Source organism: Enterobacter sp. GD03975 (assembly GCF_029838645.1).
Classification (GTDB): Bacteria; Pseudomonadota; Gammaproteobacteria; order Enterobacterales; family Enterobacteriaceae; genus Enterobacter; species Enterobacter quasihormaechei.
The window spans coordinates 22,356-39,805 of the sequence record NZ_JAOBZC010000005.1; the positions used below are offsets into that span (position 1 = coordinate 22,356).

Annotated in this window: 19 protein-coding genes; 14 read left to right on the top strand and 5 right to left on the bottom strand. The window is 58.8% G+C overall.

Annotation, left to right across the window (positions count from 1 at the left end; genetic code table 11):
* The first annotated feature begins 6 nt into the window (after positions 1-6).
* From N5C09_RS10985 to N5C09_RS10995, 3 genes are all read left to right on the top strand, one after another.
* Entirely contained in the window at positions 7-1,668 is a 1,662-nt protein-coding gene (locus N5C09_RS10985) for a putative transporter (RefSeq protein WP_279749035.1), read from the top strand.
* 92 nt (positions 1,669-1,760) lie between these two features.
* Positions 1,761-2,108 (top strand): DUF202 domain-containing protein, encoded by a 348-nt coding sequence (locus N5C09_RS10990; RefSeq protein WP_063452060.1) that lies wholly within the window; start codon positions 1,761-1,763, stop codon positions 2,106-2,108.
* Positions 2,098-2,445: a DUF202 domain-containing protein gene (locus tag N5C09_RS10995; protein WP_112792460.1), complete on the top strand. Its 348-nt coding sequence runs from the start codon at positions 2,098-2,100 to the stop codon at positions 2,443-2,445. Before N5C09_RS10990 ends, N5C09_RS10995 begins: the two co-directional genes overlap by 11 nt.
* Positions 2,446-2,477: 32 nt before the next feature.
* On the opposite strand, the gene dsdA is transcribed toward N5C09_RS10995, so the two are convergent.
* Positions 2,478-3,764 carry a D-serine ammonia-lyase gene (dsdA, locus tag N5C09_RS11000; protein ID WP_279749036.1) on the bottom strand — a complete coding sequence of 429 codons (1,287 nt, stop codon included), beginning with the start codon at positions 3,762-3,764 and terminating at the stop codon, positions 2,478-2,480.
* Positions 3,765-3,885: 121 nt separating this feature from the next.
* Here dsdA and dsdC point away from each other — a divergent pair, with 121 nt between their 5' ends.
* Positions 3,886-4,800, top strand: coding sequence for a DNA-binding transcriptional regulator DsdC (gene dsdC, locus N5C09_RS11005; protein ID WP_279749037.1), 915 nt, complete (start codon positions 3,886-3,888; stop codon positions 4,798-4,800).
* An 84-nt stretch (positions 4,801-4,884) separates the two neighbouring features.
* The gene (locus N5C09_RS11010) at positions 4,885-5,973 is read left to right on the top strand and encodes a cellulase family glycosylhydrolase (RefSeq protein ID WP_279749038.1); all 1,089 of its coding nucleotides are present in this window, start codon (positions 4,885-4,887) and stop codon (positions 5,971-5,973) included.
* Here N5C09_RS11010 and emrD read toward each other — a convergent pair.
* The 4 genes from emrD to tisB all read right to left on the bottom strand — a co-directional run bounded on the left by emrD (position 5,876) and on the right by tisB (position 8,732).
* Positions 5,876-7,060, bottom strand: a complete 1,185-nt coding sequence (gene emrD, locus N5C09_RS11015; RefSeq protein ID WP_279749039.1) for a multidrug efflux MFS transporter EmrD — start codon at positions 7,058-7,060, stop codon at positions 5,876-5,878. The two genes, N5C09_RS11010 and emrD, sit on opposite strands and share 98 nt — an antisense overlap.
* Before the next feature lie 175 nt (positions 7,061-7,235).
* A complete protein-coding gene (locus N5C09_RS11020) occupies positions 7,236-8,069 on the bottom strand; it encodes a DMT family transporter (RefSeq protein WP_279749040.1) in 834 nt (277 codons plus the stop codon).
* A 62-nt stretch (positions 8,070-8,131) separates the two neighbouring features.
* Entirely contained in the window at positions 8,132-8,578 is a 447-nt protein-coding gene (locus N5C09_RS11025; protein WP_063868644.1) for a GNAT family N-acetyltransferase, read from the bottom strand.
* Between the two features lie 64 nt (positions 8,579-8,642).
* Positions 8,643-8,732 carry a type I toxin-antitoxin system toxin TisB gene (tisB, locus tag N5C09_RS21345; protein ID WP_017383683.1) on the bottom strand — a complete coding sequence of 30 codons (90 nt, stop codon included), beginning with the start codon at positions 8,730-8,732 and terminating at the stop codon, positions 8,643-8,645.
* A 485-nt stretch (positions 8,733-9,217) separates the two neighbouring features.
* On the opposite strand from tisB, the gene N5C09_RS11030 reads away from it, so the two are divergent.
* From N5C09_RS11030 to uhpT, 9 genes are all read left to right on the top strand, one after another.
* Positions 9,218-9,532 (top strand): type II toxin-antitoxin system HigB family toxin, encoded by a 315-nt coding sequence (locus N5C09_RS11030; RefSeq protein WP_279749041.1) that lies wholly within the window; start codon positions 9,218-9,220, stop codon positions 9,530-9,532.
* The gene (locus N5C09_RS11035) at positions 9,532-9,948 is read left to right on the top strand and encodes a helix-turn-helix domain-containing protein (RefSeq protein ID WP_063452214.1); all 417 of its coding nucleotides are present in this window, start codon (positions 9,532-9,534) and stop codon (positions 9,946-9,948) included. The genes N5C09_RS11030 and N5C09_RS11035 overlap by 1 nt, the downstream gene beginning before the upstream one ends.
* Before the next feature lie 146 nt (positions 9,949-10,094).
* On the top strand, positions 10,095-10,193 hold the full coding sequence (ivbL, locus tag N5C09_RS11040; protein WP_057979964.1) for an ilvB operon leader peptide IvbL: 99 nt from the start codon (positions 10,095-10,097) through the stop codon (positions 10,191-10,193).
* A gap of 106 nt (positions 10,194-10,299) precedes the next feature.
* Positions 10,300-11,988 (top strand): acetolactate synthase large subunit, encoded by a 1,689-nt coding sequence (gene ilvB, locus N5C09_RS11045; RefSeq protein WP_279749042.1) that lies wholly within the window; start codon positions 10,300-10,302, stop codon positions 11,986-11,988.
* Between the two features lie 3 nt (positions 11,989-11,991).
* On the top strand, positions 11,992-12,279 hold the full coding sequence (ilvN, locus tag N5C09_RS11050) for an acetolactate synthase small subunit (RefSeq protein ID WP_010426528.1): 288 nt from the start codon (positions 11,992-11,994) through the stop codon (positions 12,277-12,279).
* A gap of 123 nt (positions 12,280-12,402) precedes the next feature.
* Complete coding sequence (uhpA, locus tag N5C09_RS11055) at positions 12,403-12,996, top strand: transcriptional regulator UhpA (protein WP_003861054.1); 594 nt, start codon at positions 12,403-12,405, stop codon at positions 12,994-12,996.
* A complete protein-coding gene (gene uhpB, locus N5C09_RS11060; RefSeq protein WP_279749043.1) occupies positions 12,993-14,498 on the top strand; it encodes a signal transduction histidine-protein kinase/phosphatase UhpB in 1,506 nt (501 codons plus the stop codon). Before uhpA ends, uhpB begins: the two co-directional genes overlap by 4 nt.
* Complete coding sequence (locus tag N5C09_RS11065; protein ID WP_107534335.1) at positions 14,491-15,801, top strand: MFS transporter; 1,311 nt, start codon at positions 14,491-14,493, stop codon at positions 15,799-15,801. Before uhpB ends, N5C09_RS11065 begins: the two co-directional genes overlap by 8 nt.
* A 132-nt stretch (positions 15,802-15,933) precedes the next feature.
* Positions 15,934-17,325 (top strand): hexose-6-phosphate:phosphate antiporter, encoded by a 1,392-nt coding sequence (gene uhpT / locus N5C09_RS11070; RefSeq protein ID WP_107534337.1) that lies wholly within the window; start codon positions 15,934-15,936, stop codon positions 17,323-17,325.
* Positions 17,326-17,450 lie beyond the last annotated feature (125 nt).

A 17,450-nucleotide genomic window follows, 5' to 3' on the forward strand; every position in this document is an offset into this window, starting at 1 on the left:
TGGATCATGAGTGATATCGCGTTAACCGTGAGCGTGTTGGCCCTTGTCGCGGTAGTCGGGTTGTGGCTGGGGAATATCAAAATCCGCGGCGTCGGGTTTGGTATCGGCGGGGTGCTGTTCGGCGGGATTTTTGTTGGTCATTTTGCCGACCAGCTTGGGTGGGTGCTCAGCGCCGATATGCTGCATTTCATTCAGGAATTTGGCCTGATCCTCTTTGTGTATACCATCGGTATTCAGGTGGGTCCGGGTTTCTTCGCTTCGCTGCGCGTCTCCGGTTTACGCCTTAATCTCTTTGCTTTCGGCATTGTTGTGATGGGTGGGCTGGTCACCGCGATCCTGCATAAACTCTTCGCTATTCCGTTGCCCGTCGTGCTGGGTATTTTCTCCGGAGCCGTCACTAACACGCCTGCGCTCGGGGCGGGTCAGCAAATTCTGCGCGATTTGGGTATCCCGGCTGATGTCGTCGATCAGATGGGGATGAGCTACGCCATGGCCTATCCGTTTGGCATTTGCGGTATTTTGCTCTCGATGTGGCTGGTGCGCGTGCTGTTCCGCGTTAACGTTGAACAGGAAGCGAAGGAGCATGAAAGCACCCTGACCAACGGCCATGCGCTCATTAAAACCATCAACATTCGTGTCGAAAACCCCAATCTGAACAATATGGCGATACAGGATGTTCCCATTCTGAACAGCGCGACCATTATCTGTTCACGCCTGAAACGCGATGACACGCTGATGGTGCCTTCGCCCGATACCCTTATTCAACACGGCGATCTCCTGCATCTGGTAGGGCAACCGGCGGATTTAAACAATGCCCGGCTGGTGATTGGTCAGGAGGTAGATACCTCGCTCTCAACCCGTGGAACGGATATGCGCGTGGAGCGCGTGGTGGTGACCAATGAGAAGGTGCTGGGCAAGAAAATACGCGATTTGCAGGTTAAAGAGCGCTATGACGTGGTGATCTCCCGTCTTAATCGCGCCGGCGTGGAGCTGGTGGCCAGCCAGGATGCGAGCCTGCAATTCGGTGATATTCTCAACCTGGTCGGGCGTCCGTCATCCATTGATGCCGTAGCGAACATGGTGGGAAACGCGCAGCAAAAACTCCAGCAGGTGCAGATGCTGCCGGTCTTTATCGGTGTCGGGCTTGGGGTGATGCTTGGCTCCATCCCCCTGTACGTGCCCGGCTTCCCGGTAGCGCTGAAGCTGGGTCTGGCTGGCGGGCCGCTCATTATGGCGCTGATCCTCGGGCGTATCGGCTCCATCGGTAAGCTCTACTGGTTTATGCCGCCGAGCGCTAACCTGGCGCTGCGGGAGTTAGGCATCGTGCTGTTTCTGGCGGTGGTGGGGCTGAAATCCGGCGGCGATTTTGTCGATACCCTGGTGCACGGCGAAGGGATGAGCTGGGTAGGATACGGCATATTTATTACCGCCATCCCGCTGATAACGGTCGGATTACTGGCGCGTATGTTCGCTAAAATGAACTATCTCACGCTGTGCGGCATGCTGGCTGGCTCTATGACCGATCCGCCCGCGCTGGCGTTCGCCAATAACCTGCACGCCACCAGCGGCGCGGCGGCGCTGTCTTACGCCACGGTTTATCCGCTGGTGATGTTTCTGCGCATCATTACCCCACAGCTATTGGCGGTGCTGTTCTGGGGAATGGGCTAGCCTCGCTGACCGGCATCACCCGATGCCGGTCTCCTTGTCCCCGTTAATTTACGCTATGCTGAAGCCTGCTTCTGGTACGACAAGGAACCTTCATGAACATTTCCCGCCTCGGTGAAGCGCCGGACTACCGCTTCTCACTGGCTAACGAGCGTACATTTTTAGCGTGGATCCGTACTGCCCTGGGCTTTCTGGCCGCAGGCGTTGGCCTTGATCAGCTCGCCCCTGATTTTGCCACCCCGCTGATCCGCGAAGCGCTGTCCCTGCTGCTGTGTCTGTTAGCCGGCGTGCTGGCGATCTACGGCTACCTGCGGTGGCTGCGCAACGAAAAGGCGATGCGTCTGAAGCAGGATCTCCCTTACACGCGCGGTTTGCTTATCATCAGTACGATTTTGCTGCTGGTGGCTGGCATCGTGATGTTACTGGTGTTCTATGCCGGATAGCCGCAAAGCGCGGCGGGAAGCAGACCCCGGGCTTCAGCCGGAGCGTACCTCGCTGGCCTGGCTACGCACGCTGCTGGGGTATGGCGCGCTGATTGCGCTTGCCATTAAGCACAACTGGCACCGCACGGGGATGCCATTCTGGATCTCCATCGTTGTGCTGGCGCTGGTAGCCATTATTTTATGGCGCTATACCCGCAGCCGGAACCTGATGGACGTCGCGCACAGTGATTTCGCACAGCCAGGGGCGGTGCGGGATAAGTTCCTGATCGCCCTGGCCGTGTTGTCCCTGTCGCTGCTGTTTGCGGTAACCCATATTCGACAAATTTTGCACCTGTAGGCCGGGTAAGGCGCAGCCGCCGCCCGGCATAATTACTTCCCTTTCGCCAGATAATTCGCCATCTCGTCATCCGGCACCATGCCGCCGCCGGTTGCCCAGACCAGGTGCGTCGTGTTGGCATCTGACTTTATCCGTACCGGCCCCACCATCCCCGCCAGCGCCGACGGCTCCAGGCGAATGCTTTCCTCCTGTGCCAGCCAGCCGAGCAGGTTATACATGCTCTGATCGGAGAGGGTAAAGAACCCGTCAAGCAGACGCTCCATCGCGCGACCCACGAAGCCGGACGCGCGGCCTACCGCCAGCCCGTCCGCCGCCGTCACGTTATCAATACCCAGATCCTGTACGGCGATCTCATCGTGCAGACCGGTGTGGACACCCAGCAGCATGCACGGCGAGTGTGTAGGCTCGGCGAAGAAACAGTGCACGCTGTCGCCAAAGGCCAGCTTCAGGCCAAACGCCACGCCGCCGGGCCCGCCGCCGACGCCGCACGGCAGATAGACGTTTAGGGGATGTTCAGCGTCCACCACGCGCCCCTGTGCGGCAAACTGCGCTTTCAGGCGCTCGCCCGCCACCGCATAGCCCAGGAACAGCGTGCGGGAGTTCTCGTCGTCAATAAAGAAGCAGTTCGGATCGCTTTCCGCTGCTTTGCGCCCTTGCTCCACCGCCACGCCGTAATCCTGCTCGTATTCCACGACGGTCACGCCGTGGCTGCGCAGCCTGGCTTTTTTCCATTCACGGGCGTCGGCAGACATATGCACCGTGACCTTAAAGCCGATGCGCGCGCTCATGATGCCGATGGACAGCCCGAGGTTGCCGGTTGAGCCCACGGCGATGCGGTACTGGCTGAAGAAGTCCTTGAAGCGCGGCTCCAGCAGAATGCTGTAATCGTCATCCAGCTTGAGCAAGCCTGAGGCCAGCGCCAGTTTTTCCGCGTGAGCCAGCACTTCATAAATGCCGCCGCGCGCTTTAATGGAGCCGGAAATAGGCAGATGGCTGTCTTTTTTCAGCAGCAGCGTGCCGGGGATCGTTACGCCACATTCCTGCTTCAGACGCGTTTTCATTGCCGGAATGGCGACCAGTTCAGATTCGATAATTCCGCCCGCAGCCGCCGTTTCCGGGAAGGCTTTCGCCAGATACGGCGCGAAGCGTTGCAGGCGCGCGTGGGCGTCGTCAACGTCGGCTTTGGTCAGCCCGACATAGGGCAACCCTTCAGCCAGCGTCGTGGTACGCGGGTTGAGCCAGGTGGTTTCTTTCAGGGCAATCAGATCCTCAACCAGAGGAAACCGTGCGGTTAACGCGTTGATCGTTGCGCTTTTCATCGTCCATCTCTTCGCAAGGGGGTTCATCCGGTATTAAGCATAAAAAAGAGGCATACTGACAAATGATATAAATTGCGTTTCAGGTGAACCAGATTGAACCAACCACGAAGAGATGAGGGCGATGGTGGAAGATAAGCGACGGCTAAACGGCTGGCAGCTGTCCAAAATGCATACCTTTGAAGCGGCTGCCCGGTATGAATCTTTTGCGCTGGCAGCCGCTGAGCTGTCCCTGACCCCCAGCGCGGTAAGCCACCGCATCAGCCTGCTGGAAGACGAGCTGGGCATTCAGCTGTTTACACGCTCGCACCGCAAAGTTGAGCTGACGCAGGAGGGGAAGCGCGTGTACTGGACGCTAAAATCCTCGCTCGACGCGCTGAACCAGGAAGTACTGGACATTAAAAACCAGGCGCTGTCGGGCACGCTGACGGTTTATTCCCGTCCATCGATTGCCCAGTGCTGGCTGGTGCCGATGCTTGGCGACTTTACCCAACGCTATCCGTCTATTTCGCTGAACGTGCTGACGGGCAATGAAGACGTGAATATGCAGCGAACGGGCGTTGATCTGGCGCTCTATTTCGATGATTCACCGCCGAAGCAGCTCGGTTATCACTTCCTGATGGATGAAGCGATCCTGCCGGTCTGCTCACCGGAATATGCCAGGGAGCACGCGCTGGCGCAAAATCCCGATAACCTTCACCGCTGCACGCTGCTCCATGACCGTCAGGCCTGGAGCCACGATTCCGCCACGGATGAATGGTCAAGCTGGGCGACGCATTTTGGCGTGAATATGCCGCCCTCATCCGGGATTGGGTTCGACCGTGCGGATCTGGCGATTATTGCCGCGACGCACCACGCCGGCGTTGCGATGGGGCGAAAAAGGCTGGTGCAAAAGCATCTCGCGTGCGGCGAGCTGATTGCTCCTTTCGGCGAAAAGACGCTTAAATGTCATCAACACTACTACGTCTCAACGCTTTCGGGCCGGCAATGGCCAAAAATTGACGCCTTTATCGGTTGGCTGAAAGAGCGGGCGAACTGAAGAATTATTACGCTTTGGCTCTACACCAAATGCGAAAAAGCGTGCTAAATACAGGCTAATGATTTGATTTTCGCAAGGTGCGACGTGCTGAAGCCTTTCATTGTCACCGTGTTAGCGATCGCTTCCGGCTGGGCCTGTGCCGCTGAGCCGCCGCTGACGGCTGCCCGTTACGCGCAGATGCTGGGTGTCGGGATGGACGTCGACTGGGCCCGCACCGAGCGCGGTATCCGCGAGTTTGATCCGCTGGTGGTCCGTGATTTTCGGGCGAAAGGCATACGTCATGTCCGCATTCGGGTGGCGGGCGAACTCACGGAAGCGCGACTGATTCACCTGCGCAAGCTGGTGGAGGCCTGCGAGCAATACGGCATCATCCCCATCGTCGCTTATCAGGCCGATGAATATAAAAACGACCCGAAAGCGGATACCGAAAAAGCGGTGATCGATTGGTGGATTGCCGTGGCGCATTATTTTGGTCAGCGTTCGCCGTTGCTGGGGTTTGACCTGATCTACGAACCGGCGGACAAGCTCAACCACAACATGGTTTCCCTCAACCGGGTGTATGAGAAAGCGATCAAAGGCATTCACGCCATTGATGCCAGCCGCATGATTTTTATCGCACCTCGCCTGCGCGCCGCGCCAGAGGATTTATCCAGCCTGAAGCTGCCCGCGCACAGCCAGAATTACCTGCTGGCAGAGTGGCATATTTTCCCGTGGGGTCCGCTGAAAACGAACGGCAAATACCCGTGGACGTCCGGAACCGCGGCGGAGAAAACGGCTATTCGCAACCGAATCAACGCCGCCCTGCGCTGGCAACAAAAAACCGGGCACGTGAGTTGGGTAGGTGGCTGGGGTGTGGGCGAGTCGAAAACCCTGACGCCAACCGCCTCGCAAATGGCGTTTGCCACGTTTATGGCGTGCCAGCTGCAAAAGGCTGCTATTCCGTATGCGATAAACGCCGATGTTCAGTTTTATGACGGGGAAGAGGGGGCGTGGCGTCCTGCGCCAGAGCGGCTATTGCAGGCGATGATTGCGCCCGGGTGTGAAAAGCCCGGCGAGAAGCCGGGCCATCATGCGGTTAAACAGGCTGTTCGTGATGCGAGACACGCGACGCCAGCGGCAGCCAGCACAGCAAAATCAGCAGCCCCATCAGGGTCATCAGCAAGCCTAAACTAGCCTGCCCGGTCTGCGGCAACATCGCGGAGAGCCAGGCGAGCGCGCCGGAACCAATATTCTGCAAACCGCCCACCAGGGCACCAGCGGTACCCGCGAGGAACGGGAACGGCTCCATTGCGCCGCTGGTGGCGAGCGGGAACAGCATGCCCGCGCCGAAGAAGAACAGCGCAGCCGGAACGAGCAACGTCCAGACCGACATCACGTCAAACAGCCCCGGGATCCACATCATCAGCCCTGCCAGCAGGCAACTGATCACGGCCTGCCACATCAGCGTGGAGAAGCGTTTGTTCGGACGTCCGGCGAACCATGCGCCGAAGAACGCCGCCGGGATCGGCAGAATAAACAGGATACTCACCACCATGCTGCTCAGGCCAAGGCCTGCGCCCAGCAGCACGCCGGAACAGGCTTCGAACACGGCAATGCCCGCCAGGCCGCCGATCAGCATCAATAAATAACAGGTAAACGACCCGTTGCCGAACAGCGTTTTATAGCTGGCGATAAGCTTCGTACGCGGCGCGTCCTGCGGACGTGTTTCCGGCATCCAGCGCGCCATGCTGAAGGTGACGATCGCGCACAGCACCAGCAGGAAGGCGTAACAGGCGCGCCAGGACCACACGGTGTCCAGCAGGCCACCGATCAGCGGCGCGAGCAGCGGGCTCACCAGAATACCCATGTTTAACAGGCTGTTGGCGTGACGAAGCTGGGTGCCTTGATACATATCTCGCGGCAGGGTACGCGCCATAACCCCGCCGACGCCGGTGCCAACACCCTGGAGAGCGCTGGCGGCAATCAGTACGGTCAGGCTATGGGTGGTAATGGCAATGACCGTCGCCACCATGAAAATGCTCATGCCCACCAGAATGACCGGGCGACGCCCGACGCGATCGGACAGGGGACCATAAACCAGCTGTGAAACGCCATAGGTCAGCAGGTAGGCTGCCATCACGCTCTGTACCGCCCCTTCTCGGACGTTCAGATCTTTTGCCATATCGGCAATCGCCGGAATATAGATGGTTTGCGCCATCTGCCCGACGGCCACCAGTAACACCAGCATCAACAATAAGTTCACGTTCCGTTGCTTTTTCATGTCGCTGAATACTTTTGCCAAAAGAGAGAAATAAAGAATAAGTGACTACGCATTCCCATAAATGCGCGAGGAATCTACCACAGTGAGATGACAATTTAAGCATTACTGTGATGAATGACAGAGGGTGTGAAGGCAGGATTTGTAAACAAGATCGGCAACTAATGTTGCCAGCGAATTACGCCAGGCGAAGCAGGACCGCACCGGCGGCTATACCCAGCGCCGCCGCGATGCGCAGGCCAGCAACTTTCTCTTTTAAAAGCACAAATGCGATTAATGCGCCGAAGAGAATCGAGGTTTCACGCAGCGCCGCGACCACCGCCAGCGGCGCCTGCGTCATCGCCCAAAGCGCCAGACCGTAAGATCCCATCGTCCCGACGCCGCCGAGTAGCCCCTTTTTCCAGTGCAGGCGCAGATAGGCTGACGCTTCACGGCGGCGGGCTACCATCGCCCAGCTCAGCAGGCAGAAGCCGTTCATGAAGAAGGTCCAGAGCGTGTAGCCCAGCGCCGAGTCTGATAACCGCACGCCGGTGCCGTCCACCAGCGTATACCCGGCGATAAAACAGGCGTTAAGCAGTGCCAGCCAGATCCCCTTGCGCGACTGCATGCGGCCATTCATCGCCATCGCCAGAATTGACAGGCAAATGACGCCGATACCGGACCAGGCGAGCCAGGAGAGGTGGTCGCCAAGCGCCAGCACGCTGATCAGCGCCACCAGCAGCGGGGCGGTACCGCGCATCAGCGGATAGGTCTGGCTCATGTCGGAGATCTGATAGGTTTTTGCCACCAGTACCGTATACACCACCTGTAACGCGCAGGAGACGAACAAATAAGGCCAGCTTGCAGCCGTCGGCTGGGGAGAGAAAGGCAGTAAAATCAGGGCAATAAGCGCGGCTGAACCGCTGACGCCGATCGCAGAGTAGAGCTTGTCCGTTCCGGCCTTAACGATGGCGTTCCAGCTGGCATGCAGCAGTGCGGCGAACAGTAAAATGCAGAAAACGGTGATGGTCATGGCGTTTCAAATGGTGAAATGTCATCCAACTGTAACATTCACCCTTGGATGCTGCCAGACGCTTACACTGCGCAAAAAAGGCGGTGCGTGACCCGGGGTTCGTCTGACACCAGCCTGAAGCCTGCCCGATGATAAAATCCGTACGCAGTTTCCGGCGCATGGGTATTAAGAAAATCAAACCAGATGCTGGCATCCGCCATCACCACGGTCAAAAGCTGCTTTCCAATGCCCAGCCCGCGGCACTTTTCGCTGACATAGAGATGACGAATACGTCCGGCGCGCGGCTGCTGGCTGAACGGATCGCGATTAAGACCACAAACGCCCACCAGCTTGCCGTTAAGAAACGCCCCCAGCAGCTTTTCACCCGGGGCATTGAAGCGGTTTTCACCCCGCTGCCAGTTCTCTTCCAGCCTGCGCAGCATGTTGAAATTCAACGCGATACTCTCGGCCTTCAGGGCGATATAGCCCGGCTCATCAGGCGTAACAGGCTCAATTAACAGACGCGACATAGCATTCCCTCGTTATTAAAGAGGGGCGGTTGCCCGCCCCTCTCAGGTGCGACTTGAACCTGAATCACCGAACGTATTTCAGGACAGCATCAAGCAGTTGCAATACAGCAACAATGAGTTTGAGGACAAGTATGACCATATCCACGACGCTCATACGCGTCTCCTTTTGGTTAAAAGGAGCACGATGCTGGCGTACCTTTCCGCCGCCTGTGGCCAGCACCTGGATTGACGTAACACAGTGTGCTCACTTCAGGGGTTAAGGCACTGACGGCACCACCCGTTTCAGCCAGGACTTCGTTGCGCCGGTAAACTGCGGCCCCCTCGCTCACTGCGAACACCCTCAGTATAGATAAATACTGTATGCATGAACAGTATTTTATGGACAAAATTTGGAAGGCGATCCATACTCAAAAACGTCAAAATCCGTGCCGGAATTGCGCGTTCGTCTTCGATCGCGTATACTTTTCGCGTTGACGTAACACAGTGTGTTCTGCGGCGACCAACCGCAAAACCCTGAAAAAAACCTCGCTTAGGCGGGGTTTTTTGTTTTCTGAGGTTAGACAAAAAATTGACGGGCGTTCATATTGGCAATGCATGTTATTGTTGCCATTATGGCAACGGACGCGGCAGGCATGCAGTATGCATTTAATCTCAATGAAGGCAATTTGTGAGGCGGTAAGCCAGTTTCCACAATACAGGGATGAACTTCTCTTTTTGGGAAGAGTTATCGAAAAAAGCCATTGCCCGAAGCCTGCTGCGCTAAGAAAACTGTTTCCAACGCTGGATAACTTCAAGTATCTCGATAAGCATTATGTTATTGATATTGCAAATAACAATCTCAGAGTAGTGGCTCTCATTTTCTTTGAAAGCCAAAAGTTTTATGTGCGCCATGTTTTTACTCATAAGGAATATGACCGTTTTACGGAGAAACATCGCACTAAGGGGAAGAAATGATGATCGTTGCTGATGCACTAAAAGCTACGCATGACCTTGTTGCGGCTGTTCCTCTGCTGGGTGAACATCCTAACGAGAAGGATTACCAGGACGCACTGGAGCTGGTTGAGTATCTGCTCATGCATGAACCTGGCAGCCCTTTACTGGATATTGTATGTGCGAGAATCAGCCGCTACGAAGCAAACCGGCCTGAAATTGTCGCGCTACGCCAGGAGATGGAATCTGTTCCCGTGGGGATTGCGGTGTTAAGAACGCTTATGGATCAGCACAAACTCACTATTTCGGATTTTCAGGATGAAATAGGCAGTAAATCAATGGTTTCAAGGGTACTCAATGGGCAGCGTCAGCTCACACTGAACCATATAAAAAAACTGGCGGCCCGCTTTGGCGTTTCGCCTGCGCTGTTTATTGAGTGAGATAAAAGCCTTTTTATGGTTTCATCACCCAACAAACGAAACGTGATCCCTGACGCATTTTTGCGCAGATGAAAATATTTCCATTGTCACGCCCGAAAACCTGTGTTTGTATAAATTCAATCAATGATTCCAAACACAGGTCCCCAATGACTTCATCCATTTTCACTTCGACCCTACTAAAAACTGCGCAACCAGCCGCAGTGGTCGTCGTGCGTGTGGTGGTGGTCGTCGGCAATGCGCCGTAGGGACTGGATCAACACACGAATCCAAAACCCCGCCGGCGCAAACCGGGCGGGGTTTTTCGTTTAGGACCCTCCCCGGAAGGCTGGCTCAGAAGAAAAGGACTGGAGCATGGCAAGTTCGGGCACAACATCCACAAAGACGCGTTTTACAGGCGCGCAGCTGATTGTTCATTTACTGGAACGACAGGGCATCACCACGGTTGCGGGTATCCCGGGTGGAACCGTGCTGCCGCTGTATGATGCGTTAAGCCAAAGCACACAGATCCGCCACGTACTGGCGCGTCACGAGCAGGGAGCCGGTTTTATCGCTCAGGGCATGGCGCGTACCCAGGGCAAACCTGCGGTGTGTATGGCCTGTAGCGGGCCGGGCGCCACTAACCTGGTGACCGCCATCGCCGACGCGCGTCTCGACTCCATTCCGCTGATCTGCATTACCGGCCAGGTACCGTCCTCGATGATCGGCACCGATGCGTTCCAGGAAGTGGACACCTACGGCATCTCTATCCCCATCACCAAACATAACTATTTAGTTCGCGATATCAGCGAGCTGCCTCAGGTGATCAGCGATGCGTTCCGCATTGCGCAGTCTGGCCGCCCGGGTCCGGTGTGGATAGACATTCCTAAGGACGTACAGACCGCAGAGATCGAGATCGACGTGCTGCCTGCGCCGGGCGAGCGTGCCCCCGCACCGGAATTCAGCGCTGAGAGCGTGCGCGACGCCGCCGCCATGATTAACGCCGCCAGACGCCCGGTGCTCTATCTGGGCGGCGGGGCGATTAACGCTGCGGATGAAATCCGTGCGTTCGCGGAAAAAGCCAGCCTGCCAACCACGATGACCCTGATGGCGCTGGGCATGCTGCCTAAAGCGCACCCATTGTCTTTAGGGATGCTGGGCATGCACGGCGCGCGCAGCACCAACTACATCCTGCAAGAGGCGGATTTGCTGATTGTTATGGGTGCACGTTTTGATGACCGGGCGATTGGCAAAACCGAGGAGTTCTGCCCGAACGCCAAAATTATTCATGTGGATATCGACCGCGCCGAGCTGGGTAAAATCAAGCAGCCGCACGTGGCGATTCAGGGCGACGTGGCCGACGTGCTGGCGCAGCTGATCCCGCAGACGGACGCAGCTGACCGCGCCGACTGGCGCCAGCTGGTGGCCGATCTGCAACGCGAGTTCCCGGGCGCCATCCCAACCGAGGGCGACCCGTTGAGCCACTACGGGCTGATCAACGCCGTGGCCGCCTGCGTGGACGACAGCGCGATCATCACCACCGACGTCGGCCAGCACCAGATGTGGACCGCGCAGGCCTATCCGCTGAACCGCCCGCGCCAGTGGCTGACCTCCGGCGGCCTCGGCACCATGGGCTTCGGCCTGCCGGCGGCGGTTGGCGCGGCGCTCGCCAACCCGGATCGCAAGGTTATCTGCTTCTCCGGCGACGGCAGCCTGATGATGAACATTCAGGAAATGGCGACCGCGGCCGAAAACCAGCTGGACGTCAAAATCATCCTGATGAACAACGAGGCGCTGGGTCTGGTGCACCAGCAGCAGAGCCTGTTCTACAAGCAGGGCGTGTTTGCCGCGACCTATCCGGGGACGATCAACTTCATGCAGATTGCCGCCGGTTTTGGCCTGCACACCTGCGATCTGAACGCCGAAGACGATGCCCACGCGGCGTTGCAGGAGGCGATTGCTCGCCCCGGCCCGGCGCTGATCCACGTGCGTATCGACGCGCAGCAAAAAGTGTATCCGATGGTGCCGCCGGGTGCGGCAAATACTGAGATGGTGGGGGAATAAGCCATGCAGAAACAACACGATAACGTCATTCTGGAACTCACCGTCCGCAACCATCCCGGCGTGATGACCCACGTCTGCGGGCTGTTTGCCCGCCGGGCGTTTAACGTAGAAGGCATTTTGTGTCTGCCGATTCAGGGCAGCGAGCACAGCCGCATCTGGCTACTGGTGAACGACGACCAGCGTCTGGAGCAGATGATGGCGCAGATCGACAAGCTGGAGGACGTCACCAAAGTGGCACGCAACCAGTCCGATCCCACCATGTTTAACAAAATTGCGGTGTTTTTCGAGTAAATCACTTAAGGTAAGAGGCTTTTGCCGGATGACGCTGCGCTTATCCGGCCTACAAGGACGTTACGCGTAGGCCGGATAAGGCGTTTACGCCGCCATCCGGCATTTCAGACCGCAGGAACACACATGACCACCATCGCTCTCATCGACGACCACCTCATCGTCCGCTCCGGCTTTGCCCAGCTTCTCAACCTCGAACCGGATTTCCAGGTCGTGGCCGAGTTTGGCTCCGGGCGCGAGGCGCTGGCGGGCCTGCCGGGGCGCGGGGTGCAGGTCTGTATCTGCGACATCTCGATGCCGGATCTCTCCGGGCTGGAGCTGTTGAGCCAGCTGCCGAAAGGGATGGCGACGATCATGCTTTCGGTCCACGACAGCCCGGCGCTGGTCGAGCAGGCGCTCAACGCGGGGGCGCGCGGCTTCCTCTCCAAACGCTGTAGCCCGGACGAGCTGATTGCCGCCGTGCGCACCGTCTCTACCGGCGGCTGCTACCTGACGCCGGATATCGCCATCAAGCTGGCGGCCGGACGGCAGGATCCGCTCACCAGACGCGAACGCCAGGTGGCGGAGAAGCTTGCCCAGGGCATGTCGGTAAAAGAGATTGCCGTAGAGCTGGGCCTGTCGCCCAAAACCGTACACGTTCATCGCGCCAACCTGATGGAAAAACTCAACGTCAGCAACGACGTTGAGCTGGCGCGCCGCATGTTTGACAGCTGGCAATGAACTCCCTGTTTTCAAGGCTGATCGCCGTCGCTGCCAGCTTTTTTATCTTCTCCGCCGCGTGGTTTTGCCTGTGGAGCATCAGCCTGCACCTGGTGGAACGCCCGGAGCTGGCGGTGCTGCTGTTTCCCTTCGGCCTGCGTCTGGGATTAATGCTCCAGTGCCCGCGCGGATACTGGCCCGTTTTGCTCGGCGCGGAGTGGCTGATGCTGATCTGGCTGGCGCAGGAGGTGGCCCTCGCGCATCTTCCCTTATTGATGACCGGAAGCCTTCTCACGCTTCTCCCCGTTGCCCTGATTTCCCGCTATCGTCACCAGCGCGACTGGCGCACGCTGCTGCGTCAGGGGGCGGCGCTGATTGCCGCCGCGCTGTTGCAGTCTCTGCCGTGGATGGGCGAAAAGGAGGTGCTCAACGCCCTGCTGCTGACCCTGACCGGCGGACTGACGCTGGCCCCGACCTGCCTTGTGATCTGGCACTACCTTACCAGCACCGTCTGGCAGCCGCTCGGCCCGGCGCTGGTCTCCCAGCCGGTGAACTGGCGCGCCCGGCACCTGATCTGGTATCTGCTGCTGTTTGTCGTGAGCCTGTGGCTACAACTGGGTCTGCCCGCTGAATTATCGCGCTTCACGCCGTTTTGTCTGGCACTGCCGATTATCGCCCTGGCCTGGCACTACGGCTGGCAGGGCGCTTTGATCGCCACGCTAATGAACGCCATCGCGCTGATCGCCAGCCAGACCTGGCACGATCATCCGGTGGATCTGCTGCTCTCGCTGCTGGCCCAGAGCCTGACCGGGCTGCTGCTCGGGGCGGGCATTCAGCGTCTGCGCGAGCTGAACCAGTCCCTGCAAGCCGAGCTGGCGCGCAACCGCCGTCTGGCGGAGCGTCTGCTGGAAACCGAGGAGAGCGTGCGTCAGGAAGTGGCTCGCGAGCTGCACGATGATATCGGGCAGACCATTACCGCCATCCGCACGCAGGCGGGCATCGTCCAGCGCCTGGCGGCAGAAAACGCGAGCGTGAAGCAGGGCGGGGCGCATATCGAACAGCTTTCGCTGGGCGTCTATGACGCCGTTCGCCGCTTGCTGGGACGGCTGCGTCCGCGCCAGCTTGATGACCTGTCGCTGGAGCAGGCGATACGCTCCCTGATGCGTGAGATGGAGCTCGAAAGCCGCGGCATTGTCAGCCATCTCGACTGGCGTATTAACGAACCTGCGCTGAGTGAAGGCCAGCGCGTGACGCTGTTCCGCGTCTGTCAGGAAGGGCTGAACAACATCGTCAAACACGCCAATGCCAGCGCGGTGACGATCCAGGGCTGGCAGCAGGACGAGCGACTGATGCTGGTGATAGACGACGACGGCTGCGGCCTGCCGCCGGGCTCCGGCCAGCAGGGGTTTGGCCTGGCGGGGATGCGCGAGCGCGTCAAGGCGCTGGGCGGCACGCTGAACCTTTCCTGCACCCACGGGACGCGCGTCAGCGTCAGCCTGCCGTTAAGGACGTATCATGTTTAAAACGCCCGCCAGCGTAGCCCCGTTAAGCAACAAAGCGGAAATCGACGCCCGCTACCGCTACTGGCGTCGCCATATCCTGATCACCATCTGGCTCGGCTACGCCCTGTTCTACTTCACCCGCAAAAGCTTCAACGCCGCCGCGCCGGAAATCCTCGCCAGCGGCGTGATGACGCGCACCGATATCGGCCTGCTGGCGACGCTGTTTTACATCACCTACGGCCTGTCGAAGTTTTTCTCCGGCATCGTCAGCGACCGCTCCAACGCGCGCTACTTTATGGGCGTCGGGCTGATCGCCACCGGCGTGGTGAACATCCTGTTCGGCTTTTCCACCTCGCTGTGGGCCTTTGCTCTGCTGTGGGCGCTGAACGCCTTTTTCCAGGGCTGGGGCGCGCCGGTCTGCGCCCGCCTGCTCACCGCCTGGTACTCGCGCAACGAGCGCGGCGGCTGGTGGGCGATCTGGAATACCGCGCATAACGTCGGCGGGGCGCTGATCCCGATGGTGGTGGGGGCTGCCGCGCTGCACTACGGCTGGCGCACGGGGATGATGATTGCCGGTGCCCTCGCGATTGTCGCCGGGCTGTTCCTCTGCTGGCGCCTGCGCGACAGGCCGCAAACCGTCGGCCTGCCTGCGGTGGGCGACTGGCGGCACGACGAGATGGAGATCGCCCAGCAGCAGGAGGGCGCCGGGCTGTCCCGCCAGGAGATCCTCACCAAGTACGTGTTGAAAAATCCGTACATCTGGCTGCTGTCCCTCTGCTACGTGCTGGTCTACGTGGTGCGCGCGGCCATCAACGACTGGGGCAACCTGTACATGTCCGAGACGCTGGGTGTGGATCTGGTCACCGCTAATTCGGCGGTGACGATGTTCGAGTTGGGTGGGTTTATCGGCGCGCTGGTAGCGGGCTGGGGATCGGACAAGCTGTTCAACGGCAACCGCGGCCCGATGAACCTGATTTTTGCCGCCGGGATTTTACTCTCCGTGGGCTCGCTGTGGCTGATGCCATTCGCCAGCTACGTCATGCAGGCGGCGTGCTTCTTCACCATCGGCTTTTTCGTCTTTGGCCCGCAGATGCTGATCGGCATGGCGGCGGCGGAGTGCTCGCACAAAGAGGCGGCAGGCGCGGCGACGGGCTTTGTTGGGCTGTTTGCCTACCTCGGCGCGTCGCTCTCCGGCTGGCCGCTGGCGCGGGTGATCGACATCTGGCACTGGAGCGGGTTCTTCGCGGCGATCGCCATCGCGGCGGGCATCTCGGCCCTGCTGCTGCTGCCGTTTTTGCACGCCCAGGCGCCGCGCGAAGCGTGACGCGCCTCACCTTTTGTTGCCGAATGGCGCAAAACTAAGAAATTTTCCCGGTTTCACCTGGACGCTGTCTCAGGCATCTCTCCCGGCTGATTTTTACAATGCTGCAAAAATCAGCTCAGGAGTAAACCAACCATGCTGGCCTTCTTAAACCAGGTGCGCAAGCCGACCCTGGATCTGCCGCTCGACGTGCGGCGCAAGATGTGGTTCAAACCGTTCATGCAGTCTTATCTGGTGGTCTTCATCGGCTACCTGACCATGTACCTGATCCGCAAAAACTTTAACATCGCGCAGAACGACATGATCTCGACCTACGGGCTGAGCATGACGCAGCTGGGGATGATTGGCCTGGGCTTCTCCATCACCTACGGGGTGGGGAAAACGGTGGTGTCCTACTACGCGGACGGCAAAAACACCAAGCAGTTCCTGCCGTTTATGCTGATCCTCTCCGCCATCTGCATGCTCGGCTTCAGCGCCAGCATGGGCGCGGGCTCCGTCAGCCTGTTCCTGATGATTACTTTCTACGCCCTGAGCGGTTTCTTCCAGAGCACCGGCGGGTCGTGCAGCTACTCCACCATCACCAAATGGACCCCGCGCCGCAAGCGGGGTTCGTACCTGGGCATGTGGAACATCTCCCACAACCTCGGCGGGGCGGGTGCGGCAGGCGTGGCGCTGTTTGGCGCGAACTACCTGTTCGACGGCCACGTGATCGGCATGTTTATCTTCCCGTCGATTATCGCCCTGATCGTCGGCTTTATCGGCCTGCGCTTCGGCAGCGACTCCCCGGAATCCTACGGCCTCGGCAAAGCCGAAGAGCTGTTCGGGGAGGAGATCAGCGAAGAGGACAAAGAGACCGAAGAGAACGAGATGTCCAAATGGCAGATCTTTGTTGAGTACGTGCTGAAAAACAAAGTGATCTGGCTGCTCTGCTTCTCGAACATCTTCCTGTACGTGGTGCGCATCGGCATCGACCAGTGGTCAACGGTATACGCCTTCCAGGAGCTGAAGCTCTCGAAAGAGGTGGCGATTCAGGGCTTCACCCTGTTCGAAGTGGGCGCGCTGGTCGGCACGCTGCTGTGGGGCTGGCTTTCGGATCTCGCCAACGGCCGCCGTGCGCTGGTGGCCTGCGTCGCACTGGCGCTGATTATCGCCACGCTGGGCGTCTACCAGCACGCCAGCAACCAGTACGTTTACCTGGCGTCCCTGTTTGCGCTCGGCTTCTTGGTGTTTGGCCCGCAGCTGCTGATTGGCGTGGCGGCCGTAGGGTTCGTGCCGAAAAAAGCGATCGGCGCCGCCGATGGGATTAAAGGCACCTTCGCCTACCTGATCGGCGACAGCTTCGCCAAGCTGGGCCTGGGGATGATCGCCGACGGCACGCCGATTTTCGGCCTCACCGGCTGGGCGGGCACCTTCGCGGCGCTGGATGCGGCAGCGATTGGCTGTATCGTCCTGATGGCGATGGTCGCGGTGCTGGAAGAACGTAAAATTCGCCGCGAGAACCGCGCGCAGAAATTAAAAGCGGCCTGAGTGTGCAGGTAACTTCTTTGCCCGGTGTGTGATGCCGGGCTTTTTTTATTTGCGCGTCCTACCTTTACCCCGCTTTACACACTCGCACCTCTCCATGCTCTACAGTGTTTTTTGCTGCCGCCTTT

Excerpts from the sequence above, each read along its gene's own strand:
- N5C09_RS11065 (WP_107534335.1), top strand. The coding sequence starts at position 14,491 with ATGTTTAAAACGCCCGCCAGCGTAGCCCCGTTAAGCAACAAAGCGGAA.
- N5C09_RS11025 (WP_063868644.1), bottom strand. The coding sequence starts at position 8,578 with ATGTCGCGTCTGTTAATTGAGCCTGTTACGCCTGATGAGCCGGGCTAT.
- ivbL (WP_057979964.1), top strand. The coding sequence starts at position 10,095 with ATGACTTCATCCATTTTCACTTCGACCCTACTAAAAACTGCGCAACCA.
- emrD (WP_279749039.1), bottom strand. The coding sequence starts at position 7,060 with ATGAAAAAGCAACGGAACGTGAACTTATTGTTGATGCTGGTGTTACTG.
- uhpB (WP_279749043.1), top strand. The coding sequence starts at position 12,993 with ATGAACTCCCTGTTTTCAAGGCTGATCGCCGTCGCTGCCAGCTTTTTT.
- dsdA (WP_279749036.1), bottom strand. The coding sequence starts at position 3,764 with ATGAAAAGCGCAACGATCAACGCGTTAACCGCACGGTTTCCTCTGGTT.
- N5C09_RS11030 (WP_279749041.1), top strand. The coding sequence starts at position 9,218 with ATGCATTTAATCTCAATGAAGGCAATTTGTGAGGCGGTAAGCCAGTTT.
- N5C09_RS10995 (WP_112792460.1), top strand. The coding sequence starts at position 2,098 with ATGCCGGATAGCCGCAAAGCGCGGCGGGAAGCAGACCCCGGGCTTCAG.
- uhpA (WP_003861054.1), top strand. The coding sequence starts at position 12,403 with ATGACCACCATCGCTCTCATCGACGACCACCTCATCGTCCGCTCCGGC.
- ilvN (WP_010426528.1), top strand. The coding sequence starts at position 11,992 with ATGCAGAAACAACACGATAACGTCATTCTGGAACTCACCGTCCGCAAC.
- N5C09_RS10985 (WP_279749035.1), top strand. The coding sequence starts at position 7 with ATGAGTGATATCGCGTTAACCGTGAGCGTGTTGGCCCTTGTCGCGGTA.
- tisB (WP_017383683.1), bottom strand. The coding sequence starts at position 8,732 with ATGAGCGTCGTGGATATGGTCATACTTGTCCTCAAACTCATTGTTGCT.
- ilvB (WP_279749042.1), top strand. The coding sequence starts at position 10,300 with ATGGCAAGTTCGGGCACAACATCCACAAAGACGCGTTTTACAGGCGCG.
- N5C09_RS10990 (WP_063452060.1), top strand. The coding sequence starts at position 1,761 with ATGAACATTTCCCGCCTCGGTGAAGCGCCGGACTACCGCTTCTCACTG.
- dsdC (WP_279749037.1), top strand. The coding sequence starts at position 3,886 with ATGGTGGAAGATAAGCGACGGCTAAACGGCTGGCAGCTGTCCAAAATG.
- uhpT (WP_107534337.1), top strand. The coding sequence starts at position 15,934 with ATGCTGGCCTTCTTAAACCAGGTGCGCAAGCCGACCCTGGATCTGCCG.
- N5C09_RS11035 (WP_063452214.1), top strand. The coding sequence starts at position 9,532 with ATGATCGTTGCTGATGCACTAAAAGCTACGCATGACCTTGTTGCGGCT.
- N5C09_RS11020 (WP_279749040.1), bottom strand. The coding sequence starts at position 8,069 with ATGACCATCACCGTTTTCTGCATTTTACTGTTCGCCGCACTGCTGCAT.